Origin of the sequence: Actinomyces wuliandei, assembly GCF_004010955.1 — a bacterium.
Lineage (GTDB): Bacteria > Actinomycetota > Actinomycetes > Actinomycetales > Actinomycetaceae > Actinomyces > Actinomyces wuliandei.
This window is the reverse complement of the sequence record NZ_CP025227.1, coordinates 2,858,095-2,877,267: the sequence shown is the minus strand read 5'-3', so window position 1 is coordinate 2,877,267 and position 19,173 is coordinate 2,858,095. Positions and strand designations below refer to the sequence as shown.

Genomic DNA, 19,173 nt, shown 5'->3' with positions numbered 1-19,173 from the left:
ACCGCCTCGGTCAGGCCAGTCACAGGACCGCGCTCCAACCACCTGAGTCCGAGGAAGTCTGAGAGAAAGGTCTGGGCGAGATCTCGGAGAAATCTCGAAGAAGAGGAAAGCACATGCCAGTAACCACCCCTGCCCCTGGCCTCGGCTCCTCCCACGGGCCGCCGCGCCTGGTGCGTCGGCCCAACCTGTCCGCCCGCGTGAACGGGGGTCTCATCGTGGTGACCTTCGGCGACCTGGGGTTCGGCAATGTCCGCCCGCGTGAACGGGGGTCTCATGATCCTGGTCGGGCTGGTGATGTGCGGCATCCTGATGCGCATGGTGACCGCGTTCCAGGGACCTGCGGGGACTGGGCCGTTCCTGCCGCTGTTCGGCCTCATACGTGTCGTGGGCCTGGCGGTGGGCCTGGGGGCTGTCCTGGCCGGGGTGGTGCCGTTGCGGCAGCGCACGGTCTTTGACGCCGTCGGCATCCACTCCCGGGGACTCCTCCGTACCAGGCACCTGCCCTGGCCCGGCTCGCGGGCCGAGGCCAACGGGTACGTCCACGGTGTCGTGCCCGGCGCTGGACCCGGCGTGGCGCCCGGCCCTGTGGTCGGCGCTGTAGTCGGCACTGAGGCGGGCGGTCCCGGCAGCGTGCGGGCTGACCCGTCCCTGGTGAGCCAGGAACCGCTTGTCCTCAGGCGCAGGCTGGTGATCTGGCTGCCGCGCACGGTCCTTGCCATCGTCTTCTACGCCGTGGTGGGATGGCTCGCCTCCAGCCTTGTCCTGCCCCGGTTTCAGGAGGCACAGGGCTTCCCCACCAGCTCCTCCGTCGGCCCTTCCGGCGGCTCTGTCTGGCCGCAGGGCTCCCTTCTTGCGACTCTTCTTGTCGTGGTGCCGCTGCTGCTTGCTGCAACCCAGCTGTTCCACGCCTACAGGAGTGCGTGTACCCGTCTGACGGTCACCCGGGAGGGCCTGGCCCACTTTGACGGGCTGCGGACCAGGTGGCTGGACTGGCCGACGTCGCGGTCCTCCATCTTTGTGACACTGCGCGCCTCCGAGGGGCGCACCACCGCAGCGGTCGGCGTGGTCGCTGCTGGAGGCTCCAGCGCTCTGCTGCCCGCCCTGACGTGGGGGTCCAGGGACGAGCGCCAGGCGCTGTGGTGCGCCCTGGAGTCGGCAGAGACGATCTGGATGTGAGGTACCTCTCGCGGCGTGGTCTATGGCGACGGTGTCTACCGGCCGCTGGCCGACGCGGAGGCGGAGCAGGCGCGGGTGAGAAGCACGGAGCGGATTGAGTATCTCCTGCGAGGGGTGTGATGAGTGGGCCGCCAGCCTGCTGAGCCGACACCCTGACCAGCCCTCAGGCAGGTTCTCGGGACGCTAGTCGGCTATGTGCGTGTCCTTGGCCGACTGCGCGGGAGAGGCGAACTCGCTGGCGGCCCAGGAGGCCAGCAGCCGCATGGCCTGGGCGCTGTCGCTGCCGGGCTCCACCCCGTAGACGGCCATGGTCAGGCCTGGGCTGCTGGTCATCGCGGTGGGCTCGTAGACCAGGTGCATCTCACCGACCACCGGGTGGTGCACCAGCTTGTCCGCCCGGCACACGTAGCGCACGTCGTGGCGTGCCCACATGGTGGAGAACTCGCGGCTGCGGGTGGACAGCTCGCCGACGAGCGCGGTCAGCCTGGGGTTGCCGGGGTCCGATCCTGCTGCCAGCCGCAGCATGGCTACCAGGTCCTCAGCGCCCTGCTCCCAGCGGGGGAAGAAGGAGCGCGACCGCTCGTCCAGGAACATGAACCGGGGCATGCTCGGCCTCGTGCTGCCCCTGCCTCTGTCGGCCAGCCCGGGTGCGGGATCGACAAACATCGGGGAGTAGAGTGCCCGGGCCATGATGTTGGTAGCCAGGTAGGTGCCGGTGGTGTCGTAGACAGCCGCTGGCATCGACATGGAGTCCAGGATCCACTGGACCTCGGGGCGCACGCTGACCGAGGTACGGCACGTCCTGTGGCGCCGTACCCGTCCGCCGGGGCTGGCAGAACGAGCCAGGTCGTGCAGGTGCTGGGTCTCCGCGTCGTCCAGGAGGAGCGCCTGGCTCAGGGCGTCCAGGACCTCCCGGGAGGCGCCCGACAGGTTCCCGCGCTCCAGGCGGGTGTAGTAGTCCACGCTCATGCCGGCCAGAAGAGCCACCTCCTCACGACGGAGCCCCGGTACCCGGCGGTTGCCGCCTGCGGCAGGCAGCCCTGCCATCTGTGGTGTCACCCTGGCGCGGCGCGTGGTGAGGAACCTCTTGATCTCCTCGCGGATGTCCATGGGAGCCAGGCTACGTGGTGACGTCCCCCGCCGGGAGGCCCCTCGGGTCCCCTCCAGGGGGCGCGGGACGCAGGCACGGACGGCTCGACGCGGCCGAGGTCGTGGCACCCCGGGCACCGGCGCAGGACGCGGGTACGGGCGGCTCCGCCCTGAGAAGGAGAGACGGGAGCCCAGCGTGCCCGTAGGCTCGCGTCGTGAGCACCTCCACGACCAAACGCCGTGTTCGTCAGTTTCTCGTCGTACCGTGTGCCCTCCTGCTCGCCTGCACGGGCCTGACTGCCTGCCAGGGAGGTGAGCCTGTCGCGGCGACACCCGCCTCTGCCGAGGCCTCCCCGGAGGTCCCGGTCGGCCTGGAGTCCTACTACTCCCAGGAGGCTGACTGGTACCCGTGCAGCGAGGGCATGGACAGGACGCAGGAGGACACCGGCTACACCTGCGCCACTGTCTCCGTCCCCCTGGACTATGACGCCCCGGAGGGGCGGACCATCGACATCGCGATGAAGAGACGCGCCGCAGACAGGGAGTCTGCGGGCGTGCTGCTGGTCAACCCGGGTGGTCCTGGAGGCTCGGGAGTCACCTTTGTCGAGAGGGTGACGGAACGGTTCTCCCAGGACGTGACGGACAGCTACGACGTCGTCGGCTTCGACCCACGTGGGGTGGGGCAGTCCACCGCCGTGGACTGCTGGACCGACGCCGAGCTCGATGAGCGGCGTAGCGGCGCCGACGGGCAGGAGGAGGACGCCTCCCCCCAGCAGGCTGCTGCCGCTGCCCAGGAGGACGAGGCCACCTGCCAGGAGGCCACTGAGGTGCCCGGGCTCCTGGACCACATCTCGACTGTGAGCGCCGCCCGTGACCTTGACGTCTTGCGCGCGGTCAACGGCCAGGACGTACTGACCTACCTGGGCTACTCCTACGGGACCTACCTGGGGGCGACCTACGCCGACCTGTTCCCTGGCAACGTGGGGCGCATGGTCCTGGACGGCGGCCTTGACCCCGCCCTCAGCCTGGATGAGGTCACCCAGGGCCAGGCCGAGGGCTTTGAGCGGGCACTGCGCGTCTATGTCGAGGACTGCCAGTCCGGGCCGTCCTGCCCTCTCACCGGCGATGTCGGCTCCGGGGTCGAGCAGGTCCGCCAGCTCCTGGACTCCACTGCTGGGTCCCCGATCCCCACCGGGGACCCCAGCAGGCCGCTCACCCGTCCCCTGGCGCGCTCCGCTGTCCTGGGTGCCCTCTACAGCACGGACCTCTGGCCTGTTCTGACGGCGGGGCTGAGCCAGGCCATGGGAGACAACCCGGACGGCTCGCGACTGCTCGCTGTGGCTGACGCCCTCGCCGAGCGGGACAGCCAGGGCGCTTACCGGGGCAACAGCGCGGAGGCCATCAACGCCGTCAACTGTCAGGACTACCCTGTTGAGGGTGACGAGGCAGCCTGGGAGGAGCAGGCGCAGGCCGTGAGGCAGGCCTCGCCCACCTTTGGCGAGGAGCTGGTCTACGGCCACGCCTACTGTCAGGGCTGGGACCACTTTTCTAGCCGCGAGAACAGTGAGGTCGCGGCCAGTGGTGCCGCACCGATCCTGGTCGTCGGCACGACGGGTGACCCGGCGACCCCCTACGAGTGGTCGGTCTCCCTGGCCGACCAGCTGGAGTCTGGTCAGCTCCTCACCTGGGAGGGTGAGGGGCACACGGCCTACGGCCGGGCTGGCGACTGCGTGGACGATGCTGTTGACGCCTACCTGCTGAGAGGGGACGTGCCGCAGGAGGGCCTGACCTGCGGGGGTTGAGCGAGCGTCGGTGGCTGTGTGCTCCCTGCCCCCACCGGGGCGCTCGGGCTACCCGGGCTGATGAGCCTGCTCGGTCAGCTCCCCGGCCACTGAGCGGCCTGCGGCGGCGGCCAGGTCGGCCCCGCGCAGGCCCTGGCTGAGCAGGAACTGGACCTTGGCGTAGGTAGCCTCCAGGGTCATGTCGCGGCTGCCGACCGCCCCGGCGCGGGCTAGCGCGTCACCGGCCTCGTAGTGGCCCAGGAGGACCTCAGCCTCCTGGCACTGGGAGGCGACGACGACCGCCGCGCCTGCCGCGACGGCCTCCGCGATCACGGTGGTCAGCCCGGGCTCCTGGCTGGGGACGTTGCCGACGCCGAAGGCCCGCAGCACGACGGCCTCCGGCAGGGGGGTCAGCATGGCCTCCAGCCGCTGGGCGGTGATACCAGGGGCCAGGTCCACTACGACCACGTCGTGGCGGGTGTAGGGCAGCGCCCCAGGCCAGCCTGATCCCTGGGCCTGCGGGGGCGACCACTGCCAGGGTGCGCCTGTCATGGCCAGGGGCGCGGCATTGGGGGAGGTGAAGCCCTTGAAGGCCCACGACGAGCTCTTGGTGGCGCGGTTGCCGGCCAGGAGACGGTGGCCGAAGAACAGGGCCACTGTCTCCAGGCGCCCGCTCGTGGCCGCCCGCAGCGCCCCGGTGACGTTGGGGGCGGCGTCCGAGCCCACGACGCCCAGCGGCAGCTGGGAGCCGGTGACGACCACGGGGCAGGGGAAGTCGGTGAGGGCGTAGGACAGGGCGGCGGAGGTGTAGGCCATGGTGTCGGTGCCGTGCAGGACCACGAAGGCCTGGTGCGGGTCCGAGGCGGCGTGGGTGCGCAGGTCCTCCACGACGGCCTGCCAGGACAGCGGTGTGGCGTTGGAGGAGTCGATGAGCGGGTCCAGGGCTGTCATCGTCACGTTCTGGGCGAGGTCGGTGCCGTCCAGGAGGGTGGCGAGCCAGCCCTCCAGATCCGCGCCCGGGACCAGCCCACGGGGGGAGTCCACCATCCCGATGGTGCCCCCGGTGTAGGTGATGTGGACGCGCATGTCAGTCCTCCTTAGCGTCCTTGGTGCTGCCTGCGTCCTCGGCACTGTCAGCCAGGACCTCGTCGAGGAGGTCCCCACGGATACGGCCGCGCACCGCGTACCAGCCAGCCACCATCATGATGACGACGACAGTGAAGAGTGCCAGCGTCCAGCGCCCGGCGGGGCTGGCGAGGTTGGAGGCCACCACGACGGTGAAGAAGAGGAGGGCGGCGTAGGTGGACCAGGGTGCCCCGGGCATCTTGTAGTCGGGCCGGGTCTCCTCCCCCGCTCTGACCTTTCGCAGGTAGGCCAGGTGGGTGACCAGAATGGCCGCCCAGGTGCCCGCGATACCGATTCCGGCAAGGTTCATGACGATCTCGAAGGCGTCCTCGGGCAGGTAGGCGTTGAGCACGACCCCCAGCAGCCCCAGCGCAGAGGTGAGGATGATGCCCCCGGCAGGCACCTGGTTCCTGTTGAGCCCCGCCGCGACCCTGGGTGCCTCTCCTGCCACAGCCATTGACCGCAGGGTGCGCCCGGTGGCGTACAGGCCGGCGTTGAGCGAGGACATGGCTGCGGTGAGGACGACAACCTGGATGATGTCTCCGGCGTGGGGGATGCCCAGGCCGGAGAAGAAGGTGACAAAAGGTGACTCGTTGGCGGAGTAGGCCGTGTAGGGCAGGACCAGCGCCATGAGGGCTACGGACCCGACGTAGAAGACGAAGATGCGCAGGATCATGGAGTTGATGGCCTTGGGAAGCACGCGTGCGGCGTCCTTGGCCTCCCCGGCGGCCACCCCTACCATCTCCGTGCCTCCGAAGGCGAAGACCACCCCGAGCGTCAGCGCGAAGACGATTGGCAGGCCCTCAGGAAAGACGCCGGAGTTGTCGGTGATGTTGTGGAGGCCGGCGGTGGACCCACCGACTGGCGCCCCCACGAGGATGGCCCAGATGGCGGCCACCATGAATGCGACGATAGCGGCGACCTTGATGAGGGCGAACCAGAACTCGGCCTCGCCAAACATCTTGACGTTCATCATGTTGAGGGCGAACACCAGAGCCAGGGCGACAAGCGCGAGGACCCACTGGGGTACCACGTGGAAGGCGCTCCAGTAGTGCAGGTAGAGGGCTACGGCGGTGATGTCGGCCATGACGGTGACCGACCAGTCCAGGAAGAACAGCCAGCCGGTGACGAAGGCGCCCTTCTCTCCCAGGAACTCCCGTGCGTAGGAGACGAAGGCCCCGGAGGAGGGCCTGCGGATCGCCAGCTCGCCTAGGGCTCGTACCATGAGGAAGGCGAACAGGCCGCACACGGCGTAGGCGATGGCCAGGCCGGGACCGCCCTGGGCAAGACGCCCTCCGGCGCCGAGGAACAAGCCGGTGCCGATGGACCCGCCGATGGCGATCATCTGGAGGTGACGGTTCTTCAGGGACTTGTTGTACCCGGTGTCCCCCCTGTCCCGGAGAGCGCCCTGCCCTGGCGCAGGGCGCTCTCCGGGTGAGGTGCGAGGCGGGTGCGGGGTCTGTGCCATGGCTGGTCCTAACGGGTTGGAGGTCCTGCGTCGCGTGTGCCGGTCGCCGTGTGCCTGTTCTCGTGGGAGTTGGTGCTCCGTCGGGAGCGCGGACAGCCGCAGTGCTGTTGCGGTGCCGTCGCGGTGCCGTTGGCGTCGGCCAGGGTGCGGGGCAGGCGGGCCTGCTGGGACCAGGCTAGCGCCTTCCCCCGGTGGGGGCTGCGCACAAGGCGGTCCCGACTGCCTGCCTGCTCCCTGGAAGGGCGGGAACGACGGCCTGCCCGGCGGTTCCCGCCGACGACACCTGTCCGGTGGCCGGGGTCGTTCCTGCTGTGTCCAGAAACACCGTCAGCCCGTCCTGCAGCAGATTGCACACAGGGTGCCCGGACCGGTATGTTCGGGGCGCCCGCGTCGAGCGGTGCGCCGCCTTAGCTCAGTCGGCAGAGCGATTCACTCGTAATGAATAGGTCGTGGGTTCGATTCCCACAGGCGGCTCGACCGACAGCCTGGCACTATGTGCCAGGCTGTCTTCGCTCTACGGTGCCTGCGGGCGCCTGTGCCTGCAGGACGGGGCGGTGGCTGCGGCATTCAGGGTGGGCCCAGGTCGAGGGCGGCTGGAGAGACAGGGCTGTGGTCTCTGGCGGGCCGGGTGCTGAGGGTGGCTGCCCGGAGGTGTGAGGCTCCTCAGGTCGGTATTGTGCCTCTGGCCTGTCGGCTAATCCTGGGAGGATTCTGAGAAAATAGGTGGCCAATATTGAAAAGCCGTCCTGCGGCCGCCCGGCCGGGACGCGGCCGGCTCATGGTCCTGCCACCTTCTTCCCCGCTTCCCTGCTGGGTCGTGAGCACGTCCGTGTCGGTCGCTCCGACTTCCCCGCCGGGTCCGTTATCGGGGTAACCCTGCGGGGTTAGAGGGCGTGGTCTGGTGGCTAGTGTTGCATCAATTCCGGAAGACGTTTAGTCTGGATACCGTCCAGAGCGGGATTCGTCCAGGTAATCTCGCGCCTGCATCTGATTGAGGGACCATGGCACAGAAGACGCAAGTCATCCTCGTCGACGACGTCGACGGCTCCGAGGCGACCCAGACCATCACGTTCGCGCTTGACGGCGTCACCTACGAGATTGACGTTAACGACGAGCACGCAGCCGCTCTTCGTGAGTCTCTTGAGGAGTGGGTGGCAAAGGCTCGTCGCGTCGGTGGACGGCGTAACACCCGACGTCGCCCCTCCGGGTCGTCGGACACGCAGAAGATTCGCGAGTGGGCGCGGGAGCAGGGTATGGAGGTCTCTGACCGCGGCCGTGTCTCGGCGGAGGTCCGTGACGCCTACTACAAGGCCCACTGAGGGGCGCGGCACGAGGTCCCGTCGGCCGACCCGGTCCTCGTGCTGACGTCCTGGTCGCCAGCCGCGTCACAGCCAGGGCGTTCTGCCCTGCGTCCCGGGCCGTCGGCCGGGACGAGGGTCCTCGGCGCCCCGGGAGCCCCGGGGTCTCGCGCTGCAGGGCAAGGCCTGGCAGGATAGGCCCATGGCTTACACCCTCGTGCTGCTCCGCCACGGCGAGAGCGAATGGAACGCAAAGAACCTCTTTACCGGCTGGGTCGATGTGCCGCTGTCTGACAAGGGGCGTGCAGAGGCTGTCCGCGGCGGTGAGCTCCTCAAGGAGGCGGGAGTCCTGCCTGAGAAGCTCTTCACCTCCGTGCTGCGTCGTGCCATCATGACCGCTAACCTGGCCCTGGACGCCGCAGATCGCCACTGGATTCCGGTGGAACGGCACTGGCGGCTCAACGAGCGCCACTACGGCGCCCTCCAGGGCAAGAACAAGAAGGAGATCCGGGACGAGTACGGCGAGGAGCAGTTCATGCTCTGGCGCCGCTCTTATGACGTCCCTCCCCCGGAGATCGAGCTGGGCTCAGAGTTCTCCCAGGACTCGGACCCCCGTTACGCCGGGGAGCCCATTCCTGCCACGGAGTGCCTCAAGGACGTGCTGGAGCGTCTGCTGCCCTACTGGGAGGGCACGGTTGTCCCGGAGATCCGGACGGGAAGGACCGTCATGATCGCTGCCCACGGCAACTCGCTGCGGGCAATCGTCAAGCACCTTGACGAGGTCTCCGACGAGGACATCGCCGGTGTCAACATCCCGACCGGTATCCCGCTCGTCTACGAGCTCGACGAGGAGACTCTCAAGCCGCTGACCAAGGGCGGCCGCTACCTTGACCCTGAGGCTGAGGCCAAGATCGCCGCAGTGGCCAACCAGGGCAGGTGAGACGCCGCCAGACGGCGGCTGAGGTTGTCACGGCTGCCGCTGCTCGCCCCTACCGACTGTCTCCGGGGCGCCTCTGACCCTGAGGACTGACGTGGGCCGTGCACCCGGCTACAGGGGTGCACGGCCCACGTGGCGTGTGGCGGTCGGGTCAGGGCTGGTGCAGGGCGTCGGCGTCCTCGTTGTCGTGGGTCTCTGGCAGCGACGCCCCTGAGACCAGGTAGGCGACTCGACGGGCCACGGAGGTGGAGTGGTCGCCGAACCGTTCCAGGAAGCGGCCCAGCAGGACCGCGTCAATGACCTGCTGGCGGCTCAGCTCGTGAGCCGGGTCCAGGATCATCTGGAAGGACCTGCGGTGCAGGGCGTCCAGCTCACTGTCCCCGGCCTCGATCGTCTTGGCCAGGCCCAGGTCGCGGCTCTCGACCAGCCGGGCCACGTCCTTGCCCGCTCGGACCGCCAGGTCCGCCATCTGCAGGAGGAGGCCAAGGACCGGCTCGGGGGCGGGTGGCTCGGGGTAGCGTCCCCGGGCGATTGCCGCGACATGGCGGGCCAGGTCCCCCTGGCGCTCCAGGGTCTGGGCCATACGCAGGGCGGACAGGACGTGACGGAGGTCGCCGGCAACTGGCTGCTGGCGGGCCAGCAGCATGACGCACAGGTCGTCGATGTCGCGCTGGAGGTCGTTGATGCGCTCGTCGGCGTCGATGACCTGCTCAGCGACGATAATGTCGCCGTGACGCAGGGACTCGGCGGCACGTTCGACAGCGGTGGCGACCTGGTGCGCCATGGACTCAAGGTCGGCGCCTAGCTGTCTGAGCTCCTGATGGAAGATGTCACGCACGACATGCTCCTGTTCCTCGGTTGTTCCTCGATCTCGTACGGGGGCGTGGGAGGTCGGCGAGAACAGCCCCGGCTTCTAACCTAGAGGACGTGGAAGCTGTCTGGTTGCTCATCGCTGCTGTCGTCGGGGCGGTGGCAGGGGCGGTCGCTGTCCGGGTCCTGGGCGGGGCGCGTGGCAGGGGGCGGTACCAGGACTCCCCGCAGTCGGGTGGACTGGCCGGGACCGACACGGTCGTCGCCGTCCTGGCGGCCCTCAGCTCGACCGTCGTCGTCCTGGACGAGGACGACGAGGTCCTGCGTGCCTCGGCCAGCGCCTACACCTACAACATCGTGCGTGACGACGCCGTGGCCGACCCGGCCGTGGCCGCGATGGTGGCAACGGTGCGTGCCGCAGGCTCGCCCCAGGAGGCTCCTGTGACGGTGGCGCGGGGGCCTGTCAGCGGAGCGGGGCAGTTCTACCTCCAGGTACGGGTCGCCGGGCTGGGGCAGGGGCGTGTCCTGGTCCTCGCGGAGGACCGCACGGCGGCGCGGAGGGTGGAGGAGATGCGCCGGGACTTTGTGGCCAACGTCTCTCACGAGCTCAAGACTCCTGTCGGTGCGATAGCGCTGCTGGCTGAGACCGTGGAGGAGGGCGCCCGTGACCCTTCCCTGGACCCTGGCTTCGTGAGCGACTATGCGGGGCGCATACGCAAGGAGGCGCGTCGCCTGGAGGTGCTTGTCCACGAGATCATCGAGCTGACGCGGCTCCAGGAGGGTGACGCCCTGGAGGAGCCCGAGGAGGTCGAGCTCGACGAGGTCGTCGCCGAGGCCCTGGACCGTGTCAGGGTGGAGGCGGAGGCCTGCCAGGTCGAGCTGGTCTCCGGGGGCGTGCCGGGGCTGCGGGTCCGTGGCGATACCGCCCTCATCACCACGGCTGTGCGCAACCTCCTGGACAACGCGGTGCGCTACTCCGCCCCCCGCAGCCGGGTGGCTGTCGGTACCTCCCTGGACGAGCGTGACGACGGTCTGGTGCGCATCGCGGTCGTGGACCAGGGTGTCGGGATCAGCAAGAATGAGCAGGACCGGGTCTTTGAGCGGTTCTACCGGGTGGACAGGGCACGTTCGCGCTCCACTGGCGGCACGGGGCTGGGCCTGAGCATCGTCAAGCACGTCGCTGCTGACCACGGAGGCGCTGTCGAGGTGTGGTCCGCCCCGGGGCGGGGCTCGACCTTCACACTGGTCCTGCCTCGGCTGCGTGAGCGTGAGGCCGGGCTGCTCCAGGGGACGCAGCTGGGAGGAGAGTGACGTGACACGTATTCTCCTGGTTGAGGACGAGGAGAACTTCCGTGAGCCGCTGACACTGAGTCTGAGGCGTGACGGGTTCGAGGTGGTCCAGGCCGTGGACGGGGTCGCTGCGGTCGAGGTCTTTGAGGCCGCCTCCGCCCCCGGTGGCTGCGGTCCGATAGACCTGGTCCTGTTGGACCTGATGCTGCCGCGCCTGAGCGGGACCGAGGTCTGCCGCCGGATCCGGCACGGCTCTGCGGTGCCCATCATCGTGCTCAGTGCCAAGGACTCCGAGGTGGACAAGATCGTGGGGCTGGAGCTGGGTGCCGACGACTACGTCACCAAGCCCTACTCCTACCGTGAGCTGGCTGCCAGGGTCAACGCGGTGCTGCGTCGCAGCCGGGCGGCCAGCCTGCCGCAGGAGACGGGGCTGGTGCTGGAGGCGGGGCGCGTCGTCATGGACCTGGGGCGCCACGAGGTACGGGTGGGCGGGGAGGTGGTGGCGATGCCGCTGCGTGAGTTCGAGCTCCTGGAGCTCTTCCTGCGTCACCAGGACCGGGTCCTCACCCGTCGCCAGATCCTCGACGAGGTCTGGGGCGCTGACTACGTGGGCGACACCAAGACCCTTGATGTCCACGTCAAGCGGCTGCGAGCCAAGATCGAGGCTGAGCCCTCCCGGCCCACGGTGCTGGTTACCGTGCGCGGCCTGGGCTACCGGCTCATCCCAGGTGGTCCGGGGGCCTGATCTCGCCGGTTCTGGCACAGAAGGCGAGACTCCTGTGAGATACATCCTCGCCGTTACGGCAGGGTTCCCTGATAAACTAGGGCTCCACAAACAACCTGGAGAGTCATCCCTATGACCTTTGAGATCGGCGAGACCGTTGTCTACCCCCATCACGGCGCAGCCCGGATTATTGATATTCGGCAGCGTAAGGTGCGGGGTGAGTCCAAGACCTACCTGCAGCTTGAGGTGGCTCAGGGGGATCTGACGATTCTTGTCCCTGCGGAGAGCGTCGAGCTGATCGGGGTTCGTGACGTTGTCGATGAGACCGGTCTGGAGAGGGTTTTTGACGTTCTGCGGGCGCCACTGACCGAGGAGCCCACCAACTGGTCGCGGCGCTTCAAGGCCAACCAGGAGAAGATCGCTTCTGGTGATGTCATCAAAGTGGCTGAGGTGGTTCGTGACCTGTCTCGCCGTGACACGGACCGGGGACTGTCTGCCGGAGAGAAGCGGATGCTCGCCAAAGCAAGGCAGATTCTGGTCTCTGAGCTGGCCCTGGCCCAGAATACCCCGGAGGAGGTTGCCGAGTCCCGGCTGGACGAGGCGCTGGCGTCCTGATCCCGGCGGACACGACGGTTCCACGCTACTGTCCCACGTGTGAGCCCCACCTGCCCTGCCGACTCCTCCCCTTCCGTGCCCCTCGCCCACCCCGCTGAGGGCGTGGTGGCTGTCCTGACTGCGGCAGGCTCAGGCCGTCGACTGGGGGCGGGAGGCCCTAAGGCCCTGGTGAGGGTAGGAGGGCTGTCCCTGTTGCGTCGCGCTGTCCAGGGGCTTGCCGACTCCGGCGTGGTGGACCATGTCGTGGTGACCGCGCCGACTGCGGAGCTGGACCGCTTCCGTGCCGAGGTGGATGGAGTGGCTGCCGTGGCTGCTGAGGTCGTGGCGGGCTCGGCCCTCTCCCGGCAGGCCTCGGTCCGCCTGGGCCTGGAGGCTGCGCTGGGCAGGATGCCAGCTGCCGAGGTGGTGCTGGTCCACGACGCGGCCCGGGCACTGACCCCGCCGGAGGTGACGCGTCGGGTCGTGGCTGCGGTGCGTGCCGGTCACGGTGCGGTGGTTCCCGCCCTGGCCGTCACCGACACGGTCAAGGAGGTGGCCCCGGGGCTCGTGGCGGCCCAGCCCGGGGCGGTGTACCTGTCGGCCGTGCCGGGCCTTCCCGGGTGTCCGGAGGCGGGAGGTGAGGAGCCGCCCAGGCCGTGGGCCGAGGCCGTCGTCGGCACGCCCGAGCGTGCGCGGCTGCGCACCGTGCAGACTCCGCAGGGCTTCTCCGCCGACGTCCTGGTGTCGGCCCACCGGGCTGGCGCCACCAGGGAGGTGGACGAGGCCCTGGCGGCCTCGGACGACGCCGGACTGGTCGAGGCCCAGGGCGGGAAGGTCGTCGTCGTGGCCGGGCATGAGCAGGCCTTCAAGATCACCACGCCCCTGGACCTGGCCCTGGCCGAGGCCGTCCTGCGCGACTAGGTCCCCCGTACACGCCCGCCTTTGCCCGGGGCCAGTATTGTTCCCTCCATGACAACGCCTGCCCCGTCCCCCTCGCGCCCCCCGGCAGGCGCAGGCCCGCTGCCCGCCTCTCCCACGGCCTCCTCCCCGCGCCGCCCGTCGCTGCTGACCTGGCCCGTCCTCGCCTGGGGGCTGTGGGACTGGGGATCGGCGGCCTTCAACGCCGTCATCACAACCTTTGTCTTCACCGTCTACCTCACCAGCGAGGCCTTTGGCCCCGAGGCCTCCACCCAGTCCGCGCTCAGCACCGGGCTGGCCGTGGCGGGCGTGTGCATCGCCCTCCTGGCACCGGTCACGGGCCAGCGCTCGGACCAGGCCGGGCGCACCGTGTTCTGGCTGGCTGCCTACACGGCTGTCGTGGTGGCTGTGTCTGCGGCGATGTTCCTGGTGCTGCCCAGGCCTGGCTACCTGTGGCTGGGGATCGTCCTGCTGGGGGTGGGCAACGTCTTCTTCGAGCTGGCTACCGTCAACTACAACGGCATGCTGGGCCACCTGGCTACCAGGGACAGGATCGGGGCCGTCTCCGGCCTGGGGTGGGGCATGGGCTATATCGGAGGCATCGTCCTGCTGCTCATCCTCTACGTCGGCTTCATACAGCCGCCGGTGGGGTGGTTCGGTGTCACTGGCGAGGACGGACTGGACGTCCGGGTGTCAGTGCTGCTGTCTGCCCTGTGGTTCGCCTTGTTCGCCCTGCCGCTCGTGGTGACGCAGTCTGGGCGGGGTGCCAGGCGCCGTCGTACCCGGGTCGCCGTGACCAACCAGGAGGAGGCCAGCCGGGGGGAGGAGCGGCAGACGGCCAGCATGGAGGCCGAGCCCGACGACGACCAGCAGGAGCGGCCGCCCAGGCCTCGTGAGTCACTGGCTGCCTCCTACGTGAGCCTGTGGCGCACCCTCGTGCGTCTGCGTCACGACCACCCGGAGGTCCTGTGGTTCCTCCTGGCCTCTGCCGTGTTCCGGGACGGGCTGGCGGGCGTGTTCACCTACGGCGGCGTTATCGCCCAGGCGACCTTCGGCTTCTCCGCAGGGGACGTCATCGTCTTCGCCGTCGCCGCGAATCTGGTGGCCGGGGTGACCACAATTGCTGCCGGGCGTCTGGACGACGCCGTCGGAGCCCGTCGGGTCATCCTGGGCAGCCTTGTCGTCCTGGCGGTGGCAGGGGTCCTGGTCTTCGTCCTGCACGACGCGGGAGCCGGGGTCTTCTGGGGGCTGGGGCTGGTGCTGTCGGGCTGCGTGGGGCCGGCCCAGTCGGCGTCGCGCTCCTTCCTGGCGCGGCTCATCCCGCCGGGCCAGGAGGGGGAGGTCTTCGGGCTCTACGCCACCACCGGGCGGGCGGTGTCCTTCCTGGCACCCACGATGTACGGGGTGCTCCTCGGGGTGGGCGCCTCGGTCGAGGGCGTGGGCGCCACCCACTGGGGGGTCCTGGGAGTCGTCGCGGTCGTGCTGGCGGGCCTGCTGCTCATGCTGCGGGTCAGAGACACCGACGGGCACGTCGCCCTCGGTGGTGCCGGGGCGTGACGCTGGGCCAAGGGCAGACTGTGCGCCGGGCGTGCGGGTCAGAGCGTGCCTGGAGCCGCCCAGCCTGCTTGTGGCGGGGTGCTGGCATGCCTGGCGTGCTCCTGCGTCCAGCCGGAGGCGCTGGCCTGATGGTCTGGCGGGCAGCGTGCTCCCTAGCGCCTGCGGCTCAGGCGTTCCACGTCCTCCTTGGACAGAGGGCCCTGAGTGGTCCCGGCTGAGCCGTCCTGCCGTGTCCAGGAGACAGCCAGGCCGTCGCGATAGCCAAAACGGGCCAGGTGGGAGCCGACCACCTGCTCCAGACGCTCCTGCTCGTCCTTGGCGGCCGACAGCGCCATGACCAGGGTGTCAGCCTCGCAGGTGAGGTCGACGACACCGGTCACCGGGCCGTCGAGGTCGAAGGCCAGCTGTCCGGTGGACGTGGTGTCGTTCCACTCGGCCTGGATCTTGCGGCCCATGTGGCTCACGAGCTGCAGCCCGTAGCGTGACGGGCTGCTCGTGGCGACGCGGGCGGTCGAGTGGTGGTCGAGGACAGGGTGCTGTGTGCTGTGGTGTGACGGGCTAGTATCCATAAGGTAAGACTAACCTGTGTGGAATGGAGGTCGCCAGCAACGTGCAGCGGGGCTGGCGCCGCTGGCCGGGGTGGCGCGGAAGTGGGCATCGAAGTCGCCCTGGCTCGGTCCGGTGAAGACGAGGTCCCCGCCCCGTCGTCCCGGGGCCTGGTCTGGCAGCAGGCGGCTGCTTGATACACCCGTCAGGCTGCTACGTACTGGACGGTCGAGGGCTCCCCCTCGGCAAGCAGCAGCAGGCGGGGGATGATCGTGGTGAAGTGCTGCGAGGCGCTGTGTGCCTGGAGCGCGGCGTCGTCTCTCCAGGTCTCCAGGAAGGTCAGGCGGGTGGGCTCCTCACGCGAGCGCAGCAGCTCGTAGGAGATGTTGCCGTTCTCGGCGCGTGAGGCTGACACAAGGGGCTGGGCCGTCTCGATGAACCTGTCGACCTGGCCGGGGCTGACCGCAAAGGTGGCGATGACGTGGATCATAGGTGTCCTTCCTGCGAGGTGGGACGGGTGGGTGCGCGGTGCCCGTGGAGGCGGTGGTCACGTACCCGGAGGAACGACGGCACCGGGGCATTCTGCAAGGTGGCCCGCACAGGTGCGATGCGCCACGGTGGTGCCGGGCGGGCCTGGTCCTCAGGCTTCTTGCAGCCAGGTCCGGGGCCGCCGCCTATCTCAGGTCCTTGACCGCGTCCTCAAGGATCCGCAGCTGGGCCAGGGTCTCCTCGGGCCGCACCAGCAGCGGGGCGCCGTGGGCCACGGTCTCGTACAGGGCGTCGTAGAACATGGAGTAGGTCGACCGCACGGTCTCCACCCGCTCCTCGTGCATGCGGCTGTCGTCGTCGTAGTAGCGCAGCGTGCCCCACTGCTCGGGCATGTCGAGGCCGAAGTCTTCGTGGCCTGCCGGAAGGTAGAAGTGCTTGAGGTCGCGCTCCTGCTGGTCTTTCTCCACCTTGATGAAGGTACCGCGGTCGCCGTACACCTCAAAGCTCGGGCGCTGGATAGCGGCCGTGTAGCTTGCTGCCGCGGTCGCCTTGATCCCCAGGTCGTCGTAGTAGAGGTCGAAGTCGAAGTACAGGTCGGGACGTCCTGGCCCGTAGAGCTGGCGGGCCTCGGCGTGCCAGCGGTCGGGCACGCCGAGCCAGTCGATGAGCTGGTCGACGCAGTGGCAGGAGTGGCCGTACACGATACCTGAGAGGCGGTCGTAGACGCCCGTCCTCCCGTGCTCAACGAACTCCTCGCGCCAGTAGTCGTAGTGCGTGACGATCTCGAACACCTTGCCCAGCCTGCCCGACTCCATGACCTTACGCGCCGTGAGATAGTCCGAGTCGAATCGGCGGTTCTGGTAGCACTGGACGGTGACACCCTGGGCGTCGGCGAGCGCGTAGAGCTCCTCGGCCTGTGCCACGGTGCCGACAAAGGCCTTGTCGCACACCACGTGCTTGCCCGCCTTGAGTGCCTGCCGACTGAGCTCGTAGTGCGTGGAGTGCGGCGTGCTAATCTCCACCACGTCAATCTCGGGGTCGGTGAGCACGACCTCCAGGTCGGAGGTGTAGGTCACGCCGGGCAGCGCTGGCCACACGTCGTGCCTGATGTGGCGTGCGTGCACGGTCTTGACGCGGAACTTCTCGGGTAGCGCCTGCGAGAAGGGGATGTGGTACCGGTTGGTCCCCTTCCCGTTGCCGATGAACCCGATGCTCAGGATGCGCCTTGCCATGCCGTTGTCTCCTGCCGTTATGGTGCTCACGACACTAGCACTCCCCTGGGGGCAGGAGGCGGCCCGGCGTGGGACTGACCTTCGTGTGCTCCAAGCAGCTCTTCCCTGCCTTGCCTCGTGGCGGCTGGTACCGCTCACCGCAGCCTCACACGTCCTGGCGACGCTGCTCGACCAGCTCGCGCATTCGGCACCTTCTCCCGCCCGGGTCTCCGACCTGGATGTGGGCGATCTCCCCGGGGTTGGCCCCAGCCCCTCGGTGCACCTGCCCCGGAGACGATGCCCATGCCCAGCCCCAGGTTGAGCCGGACGTAGCTCTCCTTTCCCTTTGCCGAGTTCGGCTCCCAGGACCACCGTCGGCTCCTGGTTCCTCATCTTCTACACCGATGTCGCTCTGATCACCCCTGCCACCGCAGCCACGATCATGCTCGTGGCCTGCATCCTGGACGGAGTCCAGGACCTGGGACTCGGCTATCTCGCCGAGCGCACCAGATCCCGGTGGGGGGCCGCTTCCGTCCCTACATCATCTTCGACGCGCCCCTGCTCGCCGTCTCCTTTGTCCTCGCCTTCACATCGCCCAGCGCCGGGTCCACTGCCAAGGTCTGGTATGCGGGCGTCGCCTACGTGGTGCTGTGCTTTCTCTACGGCTTTCTCAACACCGTGGTCAACATTCCCTACTGGGCCATGGCCGGGGTCATGACGACCGCCACGGGACCCGTCTTGACCTCGACTGGCTGCGCTCGGTGGGGGCGCGGCCTGTCCCAGATCCTCCTGAGGGCGGTTGTCATGCCGCTGCCGCTCCTCTTTTCTGGCGCGGGTGACGACGAAAACAGTGCCAGGGGCTTCGTGCCGACCATGGGCCTTCTCGCGGTTCTGGCTGTGCCCCTCTTCTGGGTCACGGCCTTGAGGGCCAGGGAGGTCATCACCCTGACGCCGGAGCAGCCCAGGGTTCCTTTCGGGCACACGGTTAGGGCGGTCCTGGATAACGGGCAGTTGATTGATCGTCTTCGCCTTGCTCCTTATCAACCTCGTCAGGCTGTTCGGGAGGCTCGGTCTGCTTATCATGGGCGCCTTCGGCTACGTGGGTGGGGCCAGAGTCCAGACCGACCAGGCGCTGATCGGAATCAACGTCGTAGCCAACCTGGTCCCGTCCGTCCTGGCTGCTGTCGCCATTATTCCGCTGCTGTTCTGCAGGCTGGACCGGCCGATGGCGGAACGGATCACCGCCGACCTGGAGGCGCGTCGCGCGGCCGCGGAGAAGGGTGAGGACTCCGGTGGTGCCAAGGACGGGCGCGACTTTAATACGGTGAGCATGTCCGCACAGAGGCTGCAAGGCGTCGTGGTCGGAGATACCTCCGGGGTGGAGAACCTCCTGGCGCGCCGTGTGGCCTCGGCTGACCTGGTGGTCCTCGCTCTTGAGGAACCTAGCCACCTCACCGAGGAGGCGGTGTCTCGCGCCGACCTCCGTCTTCCAGGCAACCAGGTCGCGCTTGTCCATGCGGTTGCCGCCACCGGTACGCCCCTGGCGGTCGTGCTCGTGTCCGGGCGCCCGCTGGTCGTCGAGAAGCGGGTTGACCTGACCGGTGCTGTCCTCCAGGCCTGGCACTTGGGTACCACCGCCCCGGAGGTCATTGCCGATATCCTCACTGGTACCGTCACCCCATCGGGAAGGCTGTCTACCGGGTTCCCACGATACGAGGGCCAGGTGCCTGCCGCATACGATGCCCACGAGACCACCGGTCGTCCTGCCGCCACCAGCGGGTCATGGTCAGGCTCGCCTGTGACGTCGGCCAGGACGGGCCGCCTAGCCTGCAGAGCCTTCACCTCCAAGTATCAGGACCTGGAGCCCAGAGCCCAGTTCCTACTTTGAGGTCAGGCTCGGCCTGGACTCCGGGACTGAGCTCCTGGTCCTCACTGTCGCCGCCTGACCGGCCTCTCGCGCACCTTCAGGGCCATGACCCGTGAGGAGACGGCCGTGAGCCCCCGGTCCCGATGGCTGAGTTGGTGGAGGAGCTGCGCGCCGTCGCCGCAGCGGGGTTCGGCGAGGTCGAGATCGCCTTCTCACCTGGTTTCTGGGCTGATGACACCCAGCGGTAGGCCCTGGTCCCCGCCGCCTTGAGGGCGCCGGGCTCCACGGCCACC

The 19,173-nt window shown here is 68.8% G+C and carries 17 protein-coding genes, 1 tRNA gene and 2 pseudogenes; 13 read left to right on the top strand and 7 right to left on the bottom strand.

The genetic code is table 11. The annotated features are described in order from the left end of the window. Window positions 1-246 precede the first annotated feature (246 nt). Window positions 247-1,176 carry a hypothetical protein gene (locus tag CWS50_RS11885; RefSeq protein WP_127842963.1) on the top strand — a complete coding sequence of 310 codons (930 nt, stop codon included), beginning with the start codon at window positions 247-249 and terminating at the stop codon, window positions 1,174-1,176. 183 nt (window positions 1,177-1,359) lie between these two features. Here CWS50_RS11885 and CWS50_RS11880 read toward each other — a convergent pair whose 3' ends face one another. Further along, window positions 1,360-2,286 carry a helix-turn-helix transcriptional regulator gene (locus CWS50_RS11880; RefSeq protein ID WP_127842962.1) on the bottom strand — a complete coding sequence of 309 codons (927 nt, stop codon included), beginning with the start codon at window positions 2,284-2,286 and terminating at the stop codon, window positions 1,360-1,362. Window positions 2,287-2,480: 194 nt separating this feature from the next. Between CWS50_RS11880 and CWS50_RS11875 the strand changes: the two genes are divergently transcribed. Next, entirely contained in the window at window positions 2,481-4,067 is a 1,587-nt protein-coding gene (locus CWS50_RS11875; RefSeq protein ID WP_127842961.1) for an alpha/beta hydrolase, read from the top strand. A gap of 48 nt (window positions 4,068-4,115) precedes the next feature. On the opposite strand, the gene CWS50_RS11870 is transcribed toward CWS50_RS11875, so the two are convergent. Next, window positions 4,116-5,132, bottom strand: a complete 1,017-nt coding sequence (locus tag CWS50_RS11870) for an asparaginase (protein ID WP_127842960.1) — start codon at window positions 5,130-5,132, stop codon at window positions 4,116-4,118. Between the two features lies 1 nt (window position 5,133). Beyond that, a complete protein-coding gene (locus tag CWS50_RS11865; RefSeq protein WP_423243495.1) occupies window positions 5,134-6,516 on the bottom strand; it encodes an amino acid permease in 1,383 nt (460 codons plus the stop codon). Window positions 6,517-7,040: 524 nt separating this feature from the next. On the opposite strand from CWS50_RS11865, the gene CWS50_RS11860 reads away from it, so the two are divergent. The 3 genes from CWS50_RS11860 (at window position 7,041) to CWS50_RS11850 (ending at window position 8,877) form a co-directional block, all read left to right on the top strand. Beyond that, window positions 7,041-7,113: transfer RNA gene (locus CWS50_RS11860), tRNA-Thr, on the top strand. Between the two features lie 527 nt (window positions 7,114-7,640). After that, window positions 7,641-7,958: a histone-like nucleoid-structuring protein Lsr2 gene (locus tag CWS50_RS11855; RefSeq protein WP_127842958.1), complete on the top strand. Its 318-nt coding sequence runs from the start codon at window positions 7,641-7,643 to the stop codon at window positions 7,956-7,958. A gap of 181 nt (window positions 7,959-8,139) precedes the next feature. Then, the gene (locus CWS50_RS11850; RefSeq protein WP_127842957.1) at window positions 8,140-8,877 is read left to right on the top strand and encodes a phosphoglyceromutase; all 738 of its coding nucleotides are present in this window, start codon (window positions 8,140-8,142) and stop codon (window positions 8,875-8,877) included. 148 nt (window positions 8,878-9,025) lie between these two features. Here CWS50_RS11850 and phoU read toward each other — a convergent pair whose 3' ends face one another. Beyond that, entirely contained in the window at window positions 9,026-9,712 is a 687-nt protein-coding gene (phoU, locus tag CWS50_RS11845; RefSeq protein ID WP_127842956.1) for a phosphate signaling complex protein PhoU, read from the bottom strand. 89 nt (window positions 9,713-9,801) lie between these two features. Here phoU and CWS50_RS11840 point away from each other — a divergent pair, with 89 nt between their 5' ends. From CWS50_RS11840 to CWS50_RS11820, 5 genes are all read left to right on the top strand, one after another. Next, entirely contained in the window at window positions 9,802-10,995 is a 1,194-nt protein-coding gene (locus CWS50_RS11840; RefSeq protein ID WP_127842955.1) for a sensor histidine kinase, read from the top strand. 1 nt (window position 10,996) lies between these two features. Next, on the top strand, window positions 10,997-11,719 hold the full coding sequence (locus tag CWS50_RS11835) for a response regulator transcription factor (RefSeq protein WP_127842954.1): 723 nt from the start codon (window positions 10,997-10,999) through the stop codon (window positions 11,717-11,719). Window positions 11,720-11,830: 111 nt separating this feature from the next. Next, a complete protein-coding gene (locus tag CWS50_RS11830; RefSeq protein ID WP_127842953.1) occupies window positions 11,831-12,313 on the top strand; it encodes a CarD family transcriptional regulator in 483 nt (160 codons plus the stop codon). A gap of 39 nt (window positions 12,314-12,352) precedes the next feature. Further along, complete coding sequence (locus tag CWS50_RS11825; RefSeq protein ID WP_243118333.1) at window positions 12,353-13,213, top strand: IspD/TarI family cytidylyltransferase; 861 nt, start codon at window positions 12,353-12,355, stop codon at window positions 13,211-13,213. A gap of 48 nt (window positions 13,214-13,261) precedes the next feature. Then, complete coding sequence (locus CWS50_RS11820) at window positions 13,262-14,767, top strand: MFS transporter (RefSeq protein ID WP_127842952.1); 1,506 nt, start codon at window positions 13,262-13,264, stop codon at window positions 14,765-14,767. Window positions 14,768-14,919: 152 nt separating this feature from the next. Here CWS50_RS11820 and CWS50_RS11815 read toward each other — a convergent pair whose 3' ends face one another. The 3 genes from CWS50_RS11815 to CWS50_RS11805 form a co-directional block, all read right to left on the bottom strand. Further along, entirely contained in the window at window positions 14,920-15,336 is a 417-nt protein-coding gene (locus CWS50_RS11815) for a DUF2218 domain-containing protein (RefSeq protein WP_127842951.1), read from the bottom strand. Between the two features lie 182 nt (window positions 15,337-15,518). Beyond that, window positions 15,519-15,803: a putative quinol monooxygenase gene (locus tag CWS50_RS11810; protein WP_127842950.1), complete on the bottom strand. Its 285-nt coding sequence runs from the start codon at window positions 15,801-15,803 to the stop codon at window positions 15,519-15,521. A 184-nt stretch (window positions 15,804-15,987) separates the two neighbouring features. Next, entirely contained in the window at window positions 15,988-17,034 is a 1,047-nt protein-coding gene (locus CWS50_RS11805) for a Gfo/Idh/MocA family oxidoreductase (protein ID WP_127842949.1), read from the bottom strand. A 325-nt stretch (window positions 17,035-17,359) separates the two neighbouring features. Here CWS50_RS11805 and CWS50_RS14110 point away from each other — a divergent pair. The 3 genes and pseudogenes from CWS50_RS14110 to CWS50_RS11795 form a co-directional block, all read left to right on the top strand. Further along, window positions 17,360-17,527: pseudogene (locus CWS50_RS14110) on the top strand (MFS transporter); the annotation flags it as partial. 2 nt (window positions 17,528-17,529) lie between these two features. Next, window positions 17,530-17,970: pseudogene (locus CWS50_RS14105) on the top strand (MFS transporter); the annotation flags it as partial. A gap of 73 nt (window positions 17,971-18,043) precedes the next feature. Next, the gene (locus tag CWS50_RS11795) at window positions 18,044-18,901 is read left to right on the top strand and encodes a glycoside hydrolase family 3 protein (RefSeq protein ID WP_243118332.1); all 858 of its coding nucleotides are present in this window, start codon (window positions 18,044-18,046) and stop codon (window positions 18,899-18,901) included. Window positions 18,902-19,173: the final 272 nt, after the last annotated feature.